Annotated in this window: 14 protein-coding genes; 9 read left to right on the forward strand and 5 right to left on the reverse strand. The window is 72.2% G+C overall.

Going from position 1 to position 16,180, the window contains the following annotated elements:
* Positions 1 to 162 precede the first annotated feature (162 nt).
* Positions 163 to 588: a nuclear transport factor 2 family protein gene (locus ACRWNP_RS33200; RefSeq protein WP_431968039.1), complete on the reverse strand. Its 426-nt coding sequence runs from the start codon at positions 586 to 588 to the stop codon at positions 163 to 165.
* 134 nt (positions 589 to 722) lie between these two features.
* On the opposite strand from ACRWNP_RS33200, the gene ACRWNP_RS33205 reads away from it, so the two are divergent.
* The gene (locus tag ACRWNP_RS33205) at positions 723 to 1,241 is read left to right on the forward strand and encodes a TetR family transcriptional regulator (protein WP_431968041.1); all 519 of its coding nucleotides are present in this window, start codon (positions 723 to 725) and stop codon (positions 1,239 to 1,241) included.
* A 438-nt stretch (positions 1,242 to 1,679) separates the two neighbouring features.
* Here ACRWNP_RS33205 and ACRWNP_RS33210 read toward each other — a convergent pair whose 3' ends face one another.
* Positions 1,680 to 2,186, reverse strand: coding sequence for a TnsA-like heteromeric transposase endonuclease subunit (locus ACRWNP_RS33210; protein ID WP_431968043.1), 507 nt, complete (start codon positions 2,184 to 2,186; stop codon positions 1,680 to 1,682).
* Between the two features lie 106 nt (positions 2,187 to 2,292).
* On the opposite strand from ACRWNP_RS33210, the gene ACRWNP_RS33215 reads away from it, so the two are divergent.
* Positions 2,293 to 2,904 (forward strand): PadR family transcriptional regulator, encoded by a 612-nt coding sequence (locus ACRWNP_RS33215; protein WP_431968045.1) that lies wholly within the window; start codon positions 2,293 to 2,295, stop codon positions 2,902 to 2,904.
* A 96-nt stretch (positions 2,905 to 3,000) separates the two neighbouring features.
* Here the strand turns inward: ACRWNP_RS33215 and ACRWNP_RS33220 are convergent, their stop codons facing one another.
* Positions 3,001 to 4,143: a LacI family DNA-binding transcriptional regulator gene (locus ACRWNP_RS33220; protein WP_431968047.1), complete on the reverse strand. Its 1,143-nt coding sequence runs from the start codon at positions 4,141 to 4,143 to the stop codon at positions 3,001 to 3,003.
* 107 nt (positions 4,144 to 4,250) lie between these two features.
* On the opposite strand from ACRWNP_RS33220, the gene ACRWNP_RS33225 reads away from it, so the two are divergent.
* A complete protein-coding gene (locus ACRWNP_RS33225) occupies positions 4,251 to 6,542 on the forward strand; it encodes a glycoside hydrolase family 3 N-terminal domain-containing protein (protein ID WP_431968049.1) in 2,292 nt (763 codons plus the stop codon).
* 124 nt (positions 6,543 to 6,666) lie between these two features.
* Here ACRWNP_RS33225 and ACRWNP_RS33230 read toward each other — a convergent pair whose 3' ends face one another.
* Both ACRWNP_RS33230 and ACRWNP_RS33235 read right to left on the reverse strand, forming a co-directional pair.
* Positions 6,667 to 6,840: a hypothetical protein gene (locus ACRWNP_RS33230; protein WP_431968051.1), complete on the reverse strand. Its 174-nt coding sequence runs from the start codon at positions 6,838 to 6,840 to the stop codon at positions 6,667 to 6,669.
* A gap of 614 nt (positions 6,841 to 7,454) precedes the next feature.
* Complete coding sequence (locus tag ACRWNP_RS33235) at positions 7,455 to 8,753, reverse strand: ThuA domain-containing protein (protein ID WP_431968053.1); 1,299 nt, start codon at positions 8,751 to 8,753, stop codon at positions 7,455 to 7,457.
* Positions 8,754 to 9,336: 583 nt separating this feature from the next.
* On the opposite strand from ACRWNP_RS33235, the gene ACRWNP_RS33240 reads away from it, so the two are divergent.
* The 6 genes from ACRWNP_RS33240 to ACRWNP_RS33265 all read left to right on the forward strand — a co-directional run bounded on the left by ACRWNP_RS33240 (position 9,337) and on the right by ACRWNP_RS33265 (position 16,164).
* Entirely contained in the window at positions 9,337 to 11,568 is a 2,232-nt protein-coding gene (locus tag ACRWNP_RS33240; RefSeq protein WP_431968055.1) for an RICIN domain-containing protein, read from the forward strand.
* Between the two features lie 308 nt (positions 11,569 to 11,876).
* Positions 11,877 to 13,304, forward strand: coding sequence for an RICIN domain-containing protein (locus tag ACRWNP_RS33245; protein WP_431968057.1), 1,428 nt, complete (start codon positions 11,877 to 11,879; stop codon positions 13,302 to 13,304).
* A 73-nt stretch (positions 13,305 to 13,377) separates the two neighbouring features.
* A complete protein-coding gene (locus tag ACRWNP_RS33250) occupies positions 13,378 to 14,073 on the forward strand; it encodes a pyridoxine/pyridoxamine 5'-phosphate oxidase (RefSeq protein ID WP_431968059.1) in 696 nt (231 codons plus the stop codon).
* Positions 14,074 to 14,251: 178 nt separating this feature from the next.
* Complete coding sequence (locus ACRWNP_RS33255) at positions 14,252 to 14,389, forward strand: hypothetical protein (RefSeq protein ID WP_431968061.1); 138 nt, start codon at positions 14,252 to 14,254, stop codon at positions 14,387 to 14,389.
* Between the two features lie 179 nt (positions 14,390 to 14,568).
* On the forward strand, positions 14,569 to 15,144 hold the full coding sequence (locus ACRWNP_RS33260; protein WP_431968063.1) for a Clp protease N-terminal domain-containing protein: 576 nt from the start codon (positions 14,569 to 14,571) through the stop codon (positions 15,142 to 15,144).
* 12 nt (positions 15,145 to 15,156) lie between these two features.
* The gene (locus ACRWNP_RS33265) at positions 15,157 to 16,164 is read left to right on the forward strand and encodes an EamA family transporter (protein WP_431968065.1); all 1,008 of its coding nucleotides are present in this window, start codon (positions 15,157 to 15,159) and stop codon (positions 16,162 to 16,164) included.
* Positions 16,165 to 16,180 lie beyond the last annotated feature (16 nt).

Consider the following 16,180-nt stretch of genomic DNA (forward strand, 5'->3'; position numbering starts at 1 on the left):
GTCTCAACGAAGTCAGTCGTCCACCCTTGCGCTGACCTGCGTGGACTGGATTGGGTGAGACGCGAGGACTTGATTCGTTGAGACAGATCTCGTGGGGCCGGGACCGAACAGGCTGAGTGCTGTCCGGTCCCAGGTCGGGCCGCCGCTGCACTGGTCGGGCCGTCACGCCCTGGCGCTGGCGACTCCTGAGCCGTCCATGTAGTCGCGGACTCGTGTGATCAGTCCGTTGCGGACGTGGAGTATCAGGAGGCCGGGGACGGTGAACGTGGTGGCCTTGGCGGGCAGCGTTCCCACCACGACATGCTCGGCGACGATCACTTCGGGATCGGCGGTCTCGTAGGCCGCGACCCTGCTGACCTCCTCCACCTGGACGGGACTGGCGCCCCAGGCTGCCCGGTATCCGCCGCGCACGGCCTCACGACCCTCGAAGCTCGGGGGGAATCCGGGTGAGGCGAACGGGAACTCGTGCACTGCGTCGATGGAGTAGAGATCGGCGAGATCGTCCGGGGACTTGTCGAGCATGGCTTGGTAGTAGCAGGTCAGCACCTCGTGTGGGGTGCGAACAGCAGGTGTATCAAGAGATGACACGGGGGTTATTCCATTCACTCAACGCTTGTTGACCCAATCACCGTAGGGTCGGCCGGACGTTCGGTCAACGCCTGTAGAGTGAATCGGTGTCCACTTCTCGCCAGTCCCGCGCCGACCGACGCCGAGCGACCGAGGTGCGCATCCTCGACAGCGCCCGGGAGTTGTTCGCCGAGAAGGGATTCGAGCGCACCACCATTCGCGCCGTGGCCGCTGCGGCGAGCGTTGATCCGGCTCTCGTCATGCAGTACTTCGGCTCGAAGCGGGAGCTGTTCAGCCAAGCCGTGCAGGCGTTGCCCGCCCCGCTGACGGCAACTGACACCGACGAGCTCGTCGATCAGTTGCTGGCCTCCCTCGGCCTCAAGCTCGGTGGTCTGCCCGAGGGCACGCTGGCGATGATGCGGTCGATGCTCACCGACCAGGCTGCAGCCGATCACGTCCGTGCCGCTCTCGGCCGGCAGATCGACAGTGTCGGTGCCGCCATGCCCGCCGCCGAGGATCCCGAACTGCGCGCCGCACTGGTTGTCACCGCGTTGCTGGGCGTGACCATCGGCCACCAGCTCCTCGGCCTGGCCGCGCTTCGCGAGGCCTCTGCGGATCACATCGCCGCGTTGCTCCGCCCGGCCATCAAGGCCCTGGCCGGACCGCCGGGGTGAACGCAACGCCCCGGTTGCTCGGAATGTGAGCACGCTGTACTCAGGCTCAGCAGCGGTAGTAGGGGTGGAACGCGGGGAGGGCCCTGAGACGTTCACGGTGGGTCGCGGCGCGGTAAATGCGGGAACACCACACCGGCTGGCACCGACTTCCGCGTGAGGAGCTTGTCCTCTGCTGCGGATCCTGCCCGCAGTGTCCGCACTGCCCCCTGGCCCACCAGGCCTCGTAGGAGGCTTGCCTGCAAGGTTCGGAGCGCCAGCGAAAAGGGCGGTTGCAGTCTCACCAGCACGTCCATCGGTGTGGAATCGATCTGCATAAGCTCGCCGGGCGCACTCGCCGGCACTTCGCTAAATGGCCCAGATGGCCGTGCACCGATCGAGCGGCAGGTGCGAGCCGACCCGGTGGCGTCCGGGAGGCCGGCGGCACCCGCCTCTTCCCGGTCACCGGCCGACTCCACTGGCCAAGTGCACGATCGTGCGCGGCCCCAGCAACTCGGCCGTCATGTCCTCGGGGGTCAGCTCCTGGAGCCAGAGGAGGTGAAACAGCACGGGCAGCGTCGACAGCCGGTCTCCGGCCGCGTCCGCCCCCGCCATGAGCGGTCCCCGGGTCGCGAAGGTCTCCCGGAGCCGGGTCGCGGCCGGGTCATGCAAACACCGTGGGTGCCGGTAGCGCGACAGCCACCGGACATTCGCCAGCAGCACCGCGTCCGGTATCCCCAACCGCTCGAACCTCCACTCGGCCTGGGCACAGACCAGACGCGTCACCTCGAACGCTTCGGCGTCCTTCGGCTCGATCCGGTCGTCCGCACGAACATCGACGACCATCGCGGAGCCATCCGCGCGGCGCACGAAGTAGTCCGGAGCGTGCCGACGCTCCCGCTCGCCGTCATGCCAGTGCAGCCAGAACGGCTGCGAGCTGATCCCCACCACACTCGGATCGAAGTCCATGAGTGAGACAGGACACACGCGCCCCAGATGGACGGCCTTGCCTTGCGACAGTTACCGATATATCGTTGAAGCATCGCGACCGTACGATGATGGAAGGAGCGTCACCATGCGTTCCCATGGACATGGACACTTTGGGCCCGGCCATCACCACCGCGGCGAGCACGAGCAGGAGGGGCGGCGCGCGGCGTTCGGGCCCTTCGGACCGCCGTTCGGCGGGGGGCCCTGGGGGCCCGGGCCGTGGCACGGCGGGCGGGGCGGCAGGGGAGGCCCGCGGGGCCGGGCGCGCCGCGGCGACGTGCGCGCCTCGATCCTGGCGCTGCTCGCCGACCGGCCCATGCACGGCTACGAGATGATCCAGGAGATCGCCGAGCGCAGCGGCGGCGCGTGGAAGCCGAGCCCCGGCTCGGTCTACCCGACGTTGCAGTTGCTGGAGGACGAGGGCCTGATCAGCAGTGCGTCGGAGGGCGGCAAGAAGCTCTTCACGCTCACCGAGGCCGGACGTGCCGAGGCCGAGGCGGGGTCCGAAGCCCCCTGGGAGGAGGCCGGGCGCGGCATCGACTGGGAGGCCATGAACGAGATCCGCAAGGCGGGCGCCGGCCTGGTCGACGCCTTCCGGCAGGTCTGGGCGACCGGTACGCCCGAGCAGCGCGACAAGGCGCTGGCCGTGGTCAACGAGGCCCGCAAGAAGCTCTACCTGATCCTCGCCGACGAGGACTGACACTCCCTCGTGCGCCGGTGGCCCGGGATGCGCGCGTCCCGGGCCACCGGCGTCGTGTGTGCGGCGCCTATGGGCACGGGCACTCGTGGGGACTCCCTATGGGCCGTCCGGTTCGGCCTCTTCCGTATCCTGTGCGGGATCTTGAACCGCGGCGGGCGCCCGGCCGGCCCCGCACGTCCCGCGCACGACCAGCCGCGTCGGCAGGACGCGCGGCGGGAGCGGACGTACGGCCTCCGGGCCGAGCAACTCGCACAGCGCCGCGACGGCCGCGGTGCCGAGGGCGCGGTGGTCCTGGGCGACCGTGGTGAGCGCGGGGCGCACGAGGGTGGCCGCGTCGATGTCGTCGAAGCCGACGACCGCCAGGTCCCGGGGGACGGACAGGCCCGCGTCGGCGACGGCGTGCAGGGCGCCGATCGCCATCATGTCGCCGGCGGCGAACAGGGCGGTCGGCGGATCGGGCAGGGCGAGCAGTCGGCGGACCGCGTGGCGCCCGCTGTCGAGGAAGAAGTCCCCGGCGACGACGTACTCCCGGGGCACCGCAAGTCCCAGGCGAGCGCAGGCGGCACGGAAACCGGCCAGCCGCTGGGCGGCGGGGGTGAGCTCCGGCGGGCCGGTGACGGTGGCGATCCGGCGGTGACCGAGGGAGTGCAGGTGGGCGACGGCCGCCTCCGCGCCGCCGGTGTTGTCGGAGGCGACGCCGACCGTGCGTGGGCCGTCCAGGGTGACGTCGAGCCCGGCGCAGGGGATGTCCGAGGCCGCCAGCGCGCGCAGGGCGCGGTCGTCGGCGGGCCGGCCCATCGCGATCACCCCCTCCAGGCTGTGCCGCCGCACGGCCTGCACGTACGTCGACTCCGCGTCCTGCGGCCCGGCCGTGGTGAGCAGCATGAGGTGGTAGCCCGCGTCGGACAGGGCGGTGCGCACGGAACTCAGCAGGCCCTGCAGGTAGGGGTGGTGGAGGCCGCGCGACTCGTGCCCGGTGTCCCACAGCAGGCCGATGGTGTCGGAACGGCGCCGCACCAGGGTGCGGGCGGGCTCGTTGGGCGCGTAGCCCAGTTCGCCGGCCAGCCGCCGGATGCGCTCGCGGGTGGTCTGGCTGACCTCGGCCCGGCCGTTGAGGGCGCGCGAGACGGTCGCGGTGGACACGCCGCTGCGCCGGGCGAGTTCCCGCAGGGTGATCGCGGGACCGGTCCCGGGCGGGGACGCGGACGAGGGGTCCTCTTGGATTCGCGGCACGGTCACAGTCTTGACGATATGTCATGGCAGCGTCAGTCTGTCGGGTGCGACAGCAGCCGGAAACGTTTACGGCCAGTGCCCGGAAGGGCCCGGACAGGAACGGGATGCCTGCTATGCCAGCGAACGAACCGCGCGCACGCCTCATCCGCGACCGGTGGAGAAACCGCAACCGGTTGAGAAGTCTCCTCGTCCTCTCGACCGCGGCCGCCTGCGCCGCCGCGGTCGCCTCCGTCCCCGCCCGCGCCGACGGGCCCGTCTACACCCGGGCCGGCGCGCCCGTGGACTTGCGCGTCAAGGACCTGCTGGGGCGCATGACCCTGCAGGAGAAGATCGGTCAGATGGACCAGATCGCGGTCGCCCGCATCCAGGGCGACTGCGAGTGGAGCGGCGGGGAGCTCAACGAGAGCTGCATGAAGACCGTCCTCGCCGACTACCCCGTCGGCTCGGTGATCTCCGGCGGCGGCATGACGCCGGCGAAGAACACGCCCCAGGACTGGGCGAAGATGGTCAACGCCGTGCAGAAGTACGCCGTCACCAACACGCGCCTGCACATCCCCATCCTGTACGGCGTGGACGCCGTCCACGGGCACAACAACGTGCTCGGCGCCACGATCTTCCCGCACCAGATCGGCCTCGGCGCCACCTGGGACCCGGGCACGGTCAAGGACTCCGCCGCGGCGACCGCCCGCGCCGTCGCCGCCACCGGCATCGACTGGAACTTCGCCCCCGTCGCCGACCTCGCCCGCGACCAGCGGTGGGGCCGCTACTACGAGACCTACGGCGAGGACCCGCTGCTCGCGGGCACCCTGGCCGGCTCGGCCGTGACGGGCATCGAGCACGCCGGCGGGTCCAAGCGCGTCGCCGCCAGCGTCAAGCACTACGGAGGCTACTCCGAACCCTCCAACGGCCACGATCGCGTGCCCGCCGACGTCTCCATCCGCTACCTCCAGGACACCCTCCTGCCCTCCTACCGGCAGGCGGTCCAGGCCGGCGCCAAGACCGTGATGGTCAACTCCGGCGCCGTCAACGGCGTACCGGCCACCGCGTCGAAGTACCTGCTGACGAAGGTGCTGCGCCAGCAGTGGGGCTTCAAGGGCGTCACCGTCAGCGACTGGGAGGACGTGCGCGCCCTCCAGACCCGCTACAAGATCGCCGCTGACTACCCGGAGGCGATCGCCCTCGCCGTCAACGCGGGCCTCGACATGGCGATGGAGCCGTACTTCGCCAAGGAGTGGAGCACGGGCCTCAAGACGGCCGTCGACCGCCGCCTGGTGTCGACACGGCGCATCGACGAGGCCGTCGGGCGCATTCTGCGCATGAAGTTCGAGCTCGGTCTCTTCGAGCACCCCTACGTGGACCCCGCCAAGGCCGACAAGGCGGTACTCGGCGTCGACACCGCACTCGCGCGGCAGGCCGCGGCCGAGTCGCAGGTGCTGCTCCGCAACGAGGGCGGCGTGCTGCCGGTGCGCGCGCAGGCGCGGCGGATCGTGGTGGCGGGCTCGTACGCGGACGACATCAACGACCAGGCCGGCGGCTGGACGATCGGCTGGCAGGGCGTGCCCGAGGGCGTCGAACTGCCCGGCACGACCATTCTGGAGGGCATCCGCGCGGCGGCCCCCGCCGGCGCCGACGTCGTACGGGCCACCTCCGCGGACGACGCGGTGGCGCAGGCGAAGAACGCCGACCTGACCGTCGTCGTGGTCGGCGAGAAGGCCGCCGCCGAGGGCGCCGCGGACAGCCCCCGGCCCGAGCTGTCGGCCGACCAGCAGGCGCTGGTCAAGGCGCTGAAGGCGAGCGGAAAGCCGGTCGTCACCGTGGTCGTCGCGGGCCGTCCGCTGGTCCTGGGCGACGCGGCGGGCACCGACGGCCTGCTGATGTCCTGGCTGCCCGGCACCGAGGGCGGCGGCGCCGTCGCCGACGTGCTGTTCGGCAAGGTCAACCCGAGCGGGCGACTGCCCGTCTCGTGGCCGAAGGACATCGGCAACGAACCCCTGTACTACCAGCAGCTGCCGGGCACGAACGGCGGCCTGGAGTCGTCCTACGACGCGCTCTATCCCTTCGGGGCGGGCCTGTCCTACACGACGTACTCCTACGACGCCCTCACCGCCGATGCCAAGGGCGTCAAGGTGACCGTCGCCAACACCGGTGCACGCGACGGTGACCTGGTGGTCCCGGTCTACGCCTCGCGGGCGGTCAGCCAGGTGCTGTGGCCGGCGCGCAAGCTGGTCGCCTTCACCAAGGTGCATCTGAAGGCGGGCGAGAAGCGGACCGTGCGGCTCGACTTCGTGCGCGGCGCGCTCGCCGTGACGCCGGGCGACATCGACGGCGCGGGAACGCCGCGGGTCGAGCGCGGGAGGTACACCTTCACGGTGGGGGACAAGAGCGCCGACGCGGTCCTGCGTTAGGCGGCGGGCGCCGGGGGCCGCGGCGGTCACGCCACCCGCGGTCCCCGGCTTCCGCGTCGTCCCCGGCTTCCGCGTCGTCCCCGGCTTCCGCGTCGTCCCGGGCTGCCGCGAGGCTGCTGGGCGGCTACCCGACGTGACCGGCGAACTCGCGCGGCGACTCGTTCAGCGCGGCGGTGGCGGCGTCCTCGAGCTTGCCCGCCATGAGGGCGACGGCGGCGCGCAACGGCCGCGGTCGCAACTCGCAACCGCGGCCGCACGACCTCGTGGCGGCCGTCCGGGACAGCGGGGTGCGACGCATCGTGCTGCTCTCCTCCCGGGCCGCCGGAACCCGGCCGGACGCGGTCTCCCACGAACCACTGCGGGTCTGCGAGGCCGCGGTTCGCGGCTCCGGCGTGGACCGGACGGTCCCGCGGTCGGGCGGCCTCGCCTCCAGCGCCCCGGCGTGGGCGGACCAGGTGCGGTGCCCGTACGGTGGCCGCGCCCTTCGCGGACGTGGCGCTGCCGGTCGTCGAACCCGTGGATGCCGCCGAAGCCGCCGCGGTCGTCCTCCGCGAGGTGCCCACGCCGGCCGGAGCTACGTGCTGACCGGGCCCGAAGCGGTCTCCTCGCGCCGGCAGGCGGAGGTGCTCGGCCGGGAACTGGGCACCGCGCTGCGTTTCGTCGAGCCGCGCGGAGGCACGTGCCGGGACGCTGCGCTTCGTGCCCGCGCCGGTGGCGGACGGCACCCTGGACATCCTGGGAGAGCCGCTGCCCGCCGAGCGGCGGGCCGGACCCGGCGTCGTCACGCTGCTCGGGCGCCCGGCGCGGACCATCGCCGCCTGGGCCGCCCGCCACGCGGCGGCCTTCGCTGATGCCGCGGCGCCGCCCCGGCCCTTGTGGGGGCGGGGCGGCACCGGGATCCCGTCGTCCGGGTCAGGGACGGACGACGAGCTGGAAGGACTGCGCGGCGGAACCGTCGCAGGGGCGCTGGACCAGCTGGGTGCCGCTCGGGTCTGCGGTGGGGGCGGTCAGGCACTTGCCGCTGTGGCGGGCGGTGAAGTGGTAGCGGCCCGCGGACTCGGCGACGGGCTTCCACTGCTGGTTGGCGCCGCCGCCGCCGTACGTCCACAGCTGCAGCGGGGCGTTGTCGGCGGTGGAGACGTCCGTGACGTCCACGGCCTTCGTGGTGTCGTTGCGGGCGGCCAGGCGCGTGTAGCCGCTGTCGGTGGACAGCACGCGGAAGTCCTGGGCGGTGGTGGAGTTGCAGGTGTACTGCTGGATCGCGGTGCCATTGGCGGTGGCGGCGGCGCGGGCGTCCACGCAGCGGCCGCTGCCGGCGTTGACCAGGGAGTACCAGGACGTCTCGGAGATCGGGTCGGTGGGGGCGGGGTCGCCGGTGGAGCCGGTACCGAGCCACTTGAGGCCGTCGAGGAGGAAGGTGTTCTGGGTGGCGTCGGCGAAGGTCGACGACAGCCCGGTGTTCGTGTCGTAGTTCATCGCGTTGTGGCCGAAGTTGGCATAAAGCATGCGGTACTTGGTGTTGGTCCACAGGATCGGGTAGTAGCCGCTGTACCACGACTGGTCGGGGTCGGTGCCCAGGGGAAAGCTGACCGGGTCGACGGAGGCCAGGATGTCGATGTCCGGGTTGGTGCGCAGGTCGTTGTTCCAGCTGTACCACTCGCTCACCGACGAGGTGAACGTCGCCGGCAGGTGCGAGGTGGAGGGGTGGGTGCGGTCCTCCACGCGCAGCACGGCGGTCGTGGGTCCCCAGGTGTTGGAACGGAAGTTCCCGCTGCCGAGGAACTGGTTGTAGTACCAGGGCCAGCTCTGCGCGTTGTCGGTCCAGGCCGAGACGTGGAAGCCCATCCACGCGCCGCCGCCGCGCATGTACGCCTCGAAGCCGGAGCGCTGGGCGGAGGTCTGCGGGGCGTCGTCGAGGAACAGGACGACCTGGTACTGCTCGAGGGCGCTTGCGTCCGTCAGCAGGTTCCAGTTGGTCGTCGAGGTGTACGTGAAGCCGCCTGCGGCCCCGGCCTGCGGGAACCACTGGTTGGCTTCCTTGACGAAGTCGATGTGGGCCGCGTCCCAGGTGCCGTTGTAGAACGCCAGCACCTTGAAGGGGGCGGCGGCGGGGGCGGACGTGGCCGGGGCCGCGACGGCCCCCAGGAGGACGGCGAGCAGCAGTAACAGGCGGGCGGCGACGCGCCTCGCGGCGGTCGTGGCACGGGTCATGGGGGGGAGGTCCTTCCCGGTCGGCGGGCGCGTGTGGGGGGCGCCGGTGGGGGAGCGGGGTGGGGGGAGGCGGTGGGGAGGCCTTCGTCAACTCGTGATTTAAGGAGTGAAGGAAGGCCCCAGTCAAGACTTTGGTACAGACCAGTAATGTTCGTTCAGGTGACGGTCGTTGATCAGCGGGCCCGGGTGGGTTGTCCGGCGGCGCGGGCCCGGGGGAACGGCCTGACCGGCGCGGCGCGTTCAAGTGTTGTCCCGCGCGGAAGCGCCGGAGCCGGCCGGTGGTACCGCGCCGCACCGGCCGCCAACTGCGCGGATTCCTGGCATCGCCGGTGAACCGGCGCCGTGACGCGCTTGCGGCGGTGTTCGGAATCCATAGCGCGACCTCTTGACGTGTCCGCTGCGAAAGCCTAACTTCACGCCGTGAAGAAAGGTCGGTTCCGACCTTTGAGCCGCTGTCGCATGGCCGGGCGCGTGCGTCCGGCCCACCCCCGCTTCCGTCATGCCACGCCATGCCCTCACCCGCTTCGGCATGTCCGCGCACACCCCCCACGGCGCCGCGCCCCGCGCGGCACAGGAGTCATCCATGAGAACTCTCGGAGCGCCGCCCCGCGACGTCCCCGGACGCGGCCGGGTCCGGCGCCGCGTCGTACCGCTCGCGCTCGGCGCGCTGTTCGCCTCGGGTCTGTCCGCCGTCGTGCTGACGGCCCCGCAGGCCCAGGCCGCCTCCCTCCCCACCGGCTGGGTGACCGTCGCAGCCAAGCACAGCGGCAAATGCGTCGACGCCGCCGCCGCGGGCACCGCCAACGGCACCGCGGTCCAGCAGTACACCTGCAACGGCACCGCCGCACAGCAGTGGCAGTTCCAGGCGACCAGCGACGGGTACGTCCGCGTCGACAACCGCAACGACGCGAGCAAGTCCTGGGACGTCACCGACGTCTCCACGGCGGACGCCGCACCGGTCCAGCTCTGGTCGTACTCGGGTGGCGCCAACCAGCAGTGGCTGCCGGTCGAGGAGGCCGGCGGGACCTACCACTTCGTGAACCGCAACAGCGGCAAGTGCCTCGACGTGCCCGCCGCCTCGACCGCCGACAGCGCCCGCATCCAGCAGTACACCTGCAACGGCACCGCCGCGCAGTCCTTCAGCCTGGGCTCCGCCGACGCCCCGCAGAACCCGCCGGGCACCCCCGACTTCGGCCCGAATGTCTCGGTCTTCGACCCGTCGATGTCGTCGGCCGCCATCCAGGGCCGGCTCAACCAGGTCTTCGCACAGCAGGAGTCCAACCAGTTCGGCGCCCAGCGCTACGCCCTGCTCTTCAAGCCCGGCAGCTACAGCGTCGACGCCAACGTCGGCTTCTACACGCAGGTCGCGGGCCTGGGCCTGTCGCCGGACGACGTGACGATCGACGGCGCGGTCCACGCCGAGGCCGACTGGTTCCAGGGCAACGCCACGCAGAACTTCTGGCGCTCGGCGGAGAACCTCTCCGTCAACCCGTCCGGCGGCACCGACCGCTGGGCGGTCTCGCAGGCGGCCCCGTACCGCCGGATGCACGTCCGCGGCAACCTGCAGCTGGACGACGGCGGCTGGTCCAGCGGCGGCCTGATCGCCGACTCCAGGATCGACGGCCAGGTGCGCTCCGGCTCGCAGCAGCAGTGGCTGTCGCGGAACAGCCAGTGGGGCAGCTGGACCGGCTCCAACTGGAACATGGTCTTCGTCGGAGACGTGGGCGCGCCCGCGAACAGCTTCCCGAACCCGCCCTACACCACCGTCGCGCAGTCCCCGGTGACCCGGGAGAAGCCGTTCCTGTACGTCGACTCGGCAGGCGCCTACAAGGTTTTCGTGCCGTCGCTGCGCACCAACACCCAGGGCACGACCTGGGCGGGCGGCAGCCCGGCCGGCAGTTCGCTGCCGATCGACCAGTTCTTCATCGTCAAGCCCGGCGCCACCGCCGGCGACATCAACGGCGCGCTCGCCCAGGGCAAGAACCTGCTGTTCACGCCCGGCGTCTACCACCTCAGCCAGACGCTCGACATCAACCGCGCCGGCACCGTCGTCCTGGGCCTGGGCCTGGCGACCGTCATCCCGGACAACGGCATCACCGCGGTGAACGTCGCCGACGTCGACGGCGTCAAGATCGCCGGACTGCTCATCGACGCGGGCACCACCAACTCGCAGACGCTGATGCAGGTCGGCCCCGCCGGTTCGTCCGCCCGGCACACCGCCGACCCGACCTCGCTGCACGACGTGTTCTTCCGCATCGGCGGCGCGGGCGTCGGCAAGGCCTCCCAGAGCCTGGTGGTCAACAGCTCGGACGTCATCGGTGACCACATGTGGCTGTGGCGCGCCGACCACGGCAGCGGGGTGGGCTGGAACAGCAACACCGCCGCCAACGGCCTGATCGTCAACGGCACGAACGTGACGATGTACGGCCTGTTCGTGGAGCACTACCAGCAGCACCAGGTGATCTGGAACGGCAACGGCGGCCGCACGTACTTCTTCCAGAACGAGATGCCGTACGACCCGCCCAGCCAGGCCGCATGGATGAACGGCTCCGCGCGCGGCTACGACGCCTACAAGGTCAGTCCCTCGGTGACCAGCCACGAGGCCTGGGGCCTGGGCAGTTACTGCTACTTCAACGTCAACCCGTCCGTCGTCGCCGATCGGGCCTTCGAGGCGCCGGCGGTGTCCGGGGTCCGTTTCCACGACATGGTGACGGTCTCCCTCGGCGGTACGGGAACGATCAGCCACGTCATCAACAACAGCGGAGGCCCGTCCAACTCCGCGAACAACGTGGCCAACCTCGTCTCCGGTCCCTGACCCCGGCCGGACGACATCGGGCGGGGTCGCCGCCGTTCGCACGGCGGGCGGCGGCGACCCCGCCCCCAGGAACGTCCGCAGGCCCCGCCGCCGACGTCGCGGTGCCCCAACGACCATGTGGCGCGGGGGTCTTGACGCAAGGCTGGTCTAGTCCATAACCTCTGCGACCATCGGCTGTTCATGTAGTGAGGTGATGTTCGCCTACATGAACGGATGTCCCCCCACCCCTGCCCCATCCCCGGTACCAACCCCCAACGGCTTGCCCCCCCACGACGCGCACCCCGGTGCGTACACAAAGGAGCCGTCCCGTGCTGAGATCCGCCGTCAGAGCCCTCGCAGTGGCCCCTGCCGTGCTCGCGATGGCCGCCACCGCCGTCGTCGCCACCGGCGGCTCCGCGAGCGCCGCCGCCAACCCCGGCCCCGGATTCCCCGCCCACTACGCCGCGCCCTACGTCGAGACCTGGAACTCGCCCTCGGCGATGACCAACGCCCGCAACGCGACGGGCCTGAAGTACTTCACGCTCGCCTTCGTCATCGACGGCGGCGGCTGCAACGCCTTGTTCAACGGCGACACGCCCGTGACCGATGCCGGCTGGACCTCCGCGGTCAACTCCCTGCGGGCCGCGGGCGGAGACGTCATCGTCTCCTTCGGCGGTGCCTCCGGCACCGAGGTCGGCCTGTCCTGTACGAGCGTGTCCACGCTCAAGGCCCAGTACAAGAAGGTCGTCGACGCCCTCGACCTCACCCGCGTCGACCTCGACATCGAGGGCAGCGCGATCGCCGACACCACGGCCAACGACCGCCGCAACAAGGCGCTCGCCCAGCTGCAGCAGGAGTACGCGGCCGCCGGGCGCAGGCTCGACGTCCAGTACACCCTGCCGTCCATGCCGAACGGACTGGACGGCAACGGGACGAAGCTGCTCTCCAACGCCAAGAGCAACGGGCTGAACGTCAACCTCGTCAACATCATGACGATGGACTACTACGACGGGACCCGCGACATGGGCAAGGCGGCCACCGACGCCGCCACCGCCCTGCGCGGCCAGCTCGGCGCCATCTGGCCGGAGAAGTCCGACGCCCAGCTGTGGGCGATGGAGGGCAACACCCCGATGATCGGGGTCAACGACGACACCAGCGAGATCTTCACCACCGGCGACGCCGGCACGCTCGCCGACTTCGCCAAGTCCAAGGGCATCCAGGAACTCGCCTTCTGGGCGCTCGGCCGCGACAAGGCGTGTGCCACCAACGGGCAGCTGTCCGACAGCTGCAGCGGCACCCCGCAGAGCGCCTGGCAGTTCTCCTCCGTCTTCAACACCGTGACCGGCGGCGGCACCACCCCGCCGCCCACCGGCTCCACCGGCCAGATCACCGGCCTCGGCGGCAAGTGCGTCGACGTCGCCGCCGCGAGCAGCGCCAACGGCACCGCCGTCCAGATGTACGACTGCAACGGCACCGGCGCCCAGCAGTGGACGGTGGGCACCGACGGCACCCTGCGCGCCCTCGGAAAGTGCATGGACCTCACCGCCGCAGGTACCGTCAACGGCACCAAGGTCCAGCTGTACGACTGCAACGGCACCGGCGCCCAGGTCTGGCAGCGCGGCAGCGGGGACACCCTGGTGAACCCCGCCTCCGGCAAGTGCCTGGACGTCACCGACAAGTCCACCGCCAACGGCGCCCGGCTGCAGATATGGACCTGCGCCGGCGGTACCAACCAGCAGTTCCACCTCCCGGCCTGACCGGCCCCACCGCCGCCGTCCGGCGCACCGCGGATCCGCGGCGCGCCGGACGGCCGCATGCCAGGATCGGGGCGTGACCGACGACCTGGCGCCCGTGACCGCCGACGCCCTCCGTGAGCGCATGCGCTCCGCGCCCGTCCTGGCCGGGCCCCTACCGTCCTTCGACCCCGCCACTGCCGGGCCCGAACCGGGGCCGCTGTTCGCCCGCTGGCTGGCGTACGCGCTCGACGACGGCGTCCCGGAGCCGCACGTCATGACCCTCAGCACGGCCGACGCCTCCGGCCGGCCCTCGGCGCGGGTGCTCATGCTCCGCGGCGTCGACCTCGACCGCCCCGCCTTCGACTTCGCCTCGGACGCGGCCAGCCGCAAGGGCCGCAACCTCGCCGACCGCCCCCGCGCCGCCCTCAGCTGGTACTGGCCGCGGCACGGCCGGCAGATCCGGGTGACCGGACCGGTCGAGATCCTGGACCGTGCCGCCGCCCGCCGCGACTTCCTCGGCCGCCGCGAGGCCTCGCGGATCGCGGGCTTCACGGGCGTGATGAGCGCCCCGATGGAGGGGCGCGCCGCGTACGAGGAGGCCCGCCGCCGGGCCGCCGGACATGTCGCCGCGCACCCCGACGACGTGCCCGAGAGGCACACCGTCTACCGGCTCGTCGCCGACGAGGCCGAGTTCTGGCAGGGCGTACCCGCCCAGGGCCACGTCCGGCTCCGCTACACCCGCGACCCCGCCGCCCCCGGCGGCTGGACGCGCACGCTGCTCTGGCCCTGAGGCCCCAGGGCAGATGTCGCGAGCCCGCCGGGCCGGGGCCCGCACGGTCGCGGACGCCGACCTTTCCGGGCGGGGCGCCGAACCGGCGGCGGTACCCGGCAGCGGCCCGTCGATCGCGGTCCGCAGGCCGGGCCGGGCGTGGGAGGCGATGAGGCCGCGGAGCCCGTCCGGGAGGCCGGTGCGCTGCGCACCTCACGGAACCCGGCGCCCCTGCACGGCAGCGACGCGGGCGATACTGCAGTTCGCCGGCACCACGGTCGACGCCGAGACGTCCACGGTCTACCCGCCCCTGCTGCAGAGCGACGTCCGCTACTGAGCCGCCCTCGGCGACCGGCCCCGGGGGCGATTCCGGGCCGGCTCCGGGGCCGCCGTCATCCCTGAGGCCGCGGTCATCCTGAGGCCGCGGTCATCCTGAGGCCGCCGTCATCCCTGAGGAGGACGCGGAGCGGGTGTGCCCCCATCCAGCGCAGGACGGCGGAATGGGACCGTGCGGCGATGCCCGCGGGCCGTGCGCCTGATGGGGTGGAGGGCGTGCAATGGAACGACTCGCGGCTCGGGGCAGAGCTGCGCACGGTGACCGCCGCGGCCCGGCGGCGCGCCACGAGGGACGGGGACCGGCAGGCCGACACCGCCCACCTTCTGCACTCCCTCCTCGAGGCCGACCTGCGGGCGCGGGAAGCGGTCGACGAATCGGCGGGTGCGGCCGGCGGGGGTCGGGTGGCGCGCGTCCTCGGCTACCTCGCGCAGCGCAGCATCGGCTACGGCATCGCTTGGCGGGGTGTCGTGGAGGACTCCGGTGCCGGGACCGTGCTCACCGCCGTCGACGCCGCGGGCTGGAGCCCCGCCGCCACGGCGGCCCTGCGCGCGGCCGCGGTCCTTGCCGGAGAGCGGGGCGCGCCCCGGGCGGACGGCGCCGACCTGCTCGCCGCGCTCGTCTCCGACGGGGGGAGCCGGGCGGCGCAGGTGCTGAGGTCGGCGGGGGTCGAACCGCAGGTCCTGGCCGCGCGCCCACCCCGGCCGCGTGGCGAGAACGACAGCCGCCACCGGGATGACGGTCCTGTCGCGAGCTGACATCATGGCCCGATGCATGTGTCTCAGGGGAGGAACGCCGGGCTCTGGCTCGCGCTGGTTTCCGCGTTCGCGTTCGGCGGTTCGGGGGTGGCGGCCAAGCCGCTGATCGAGGCGGGGCTCGACCCGCTGCACGTGGTGTGGCTGCGCGTGACCGGCGCCACACTCGTGATGCTCCCCGTGGTACTGCGGCACCGCGCCCTCCTGCTGCGCCGCCCGGGCCTGCTGCTCGGCTTCGGCCTGCTCGGCGTCGCCGGTGTCCAGACCCTCTACTTCGCGGCCATCTCCCGCATCCCGGTGGGCGTCGCGATCCTCGTGGAGTTCCTCGGCCCGGCGCTGCTGCTCGGCTGGGTGCGTTTCGTCCAGCGCAAGGCGGTCAGCAAGGCCGCCGCGATCGGCGTCGTGCTCGCCGTCGGCGGCATGGCCGCGGTGGTCGAGGTGTGGTCCGGACTCGCCTTCGACCCGCTGGGCCTGGCGCTCGCCTTCGGCGCCGCCTGCTGCCAGGTCAGCTACTTCGTCCTGGCCGACCACGGCAGCGACGGTGACGACGCGCCGGACCCGGTCGCCGTCATCGCGTACGGCCTGACCATCGGCGCCGTCGTGCTGACCGCGGTCTCCCGACCCTGGTCGATGGACTGGTCGGTGCTCACCCGGCAGGCGGCCCTCGGCGAGACCGACGTGCCCGCGATCCTGCTCGTCGGCTGGGTCGTGCTGGTGGCCACCGTGCTCGCCTACCTGACCGGTGTGGTCGCCGTACGACGGCTGTCCCCGCAGGTGGCCGGCGTCGTCGCCTGCCTGGAGGCGGTCGTGGGCACCGTCTTCGCCTGGGTGCTGCTCGGCGAGCACCTCGGCACGCCGCAGGTCGTCGGCGGCACGCTCGTGCTCGCGGGCGCGTTCGTCGCCCAGACCGCCAAGAAGCAGGGCACGAGCACGGTCGTCGCCTCGGGCAGCCCCGTGGACATGGGGGCTGCCGCGCTCGTGAGGCAGGCGTCCGTCGTGGAGCGGGACGCCGCGGGGCGGTAGCGCCGGTGGTCCGGCC

Source organism: Actinacidiphila sp. bgisy160 (assembly GCF_965342435.1).
Taxonomy (GTDB): Bacteria; Actinomycetota; Actinomycetes; order Streptomycetales; family Streptomycetaceae; genus Actinacidiphila.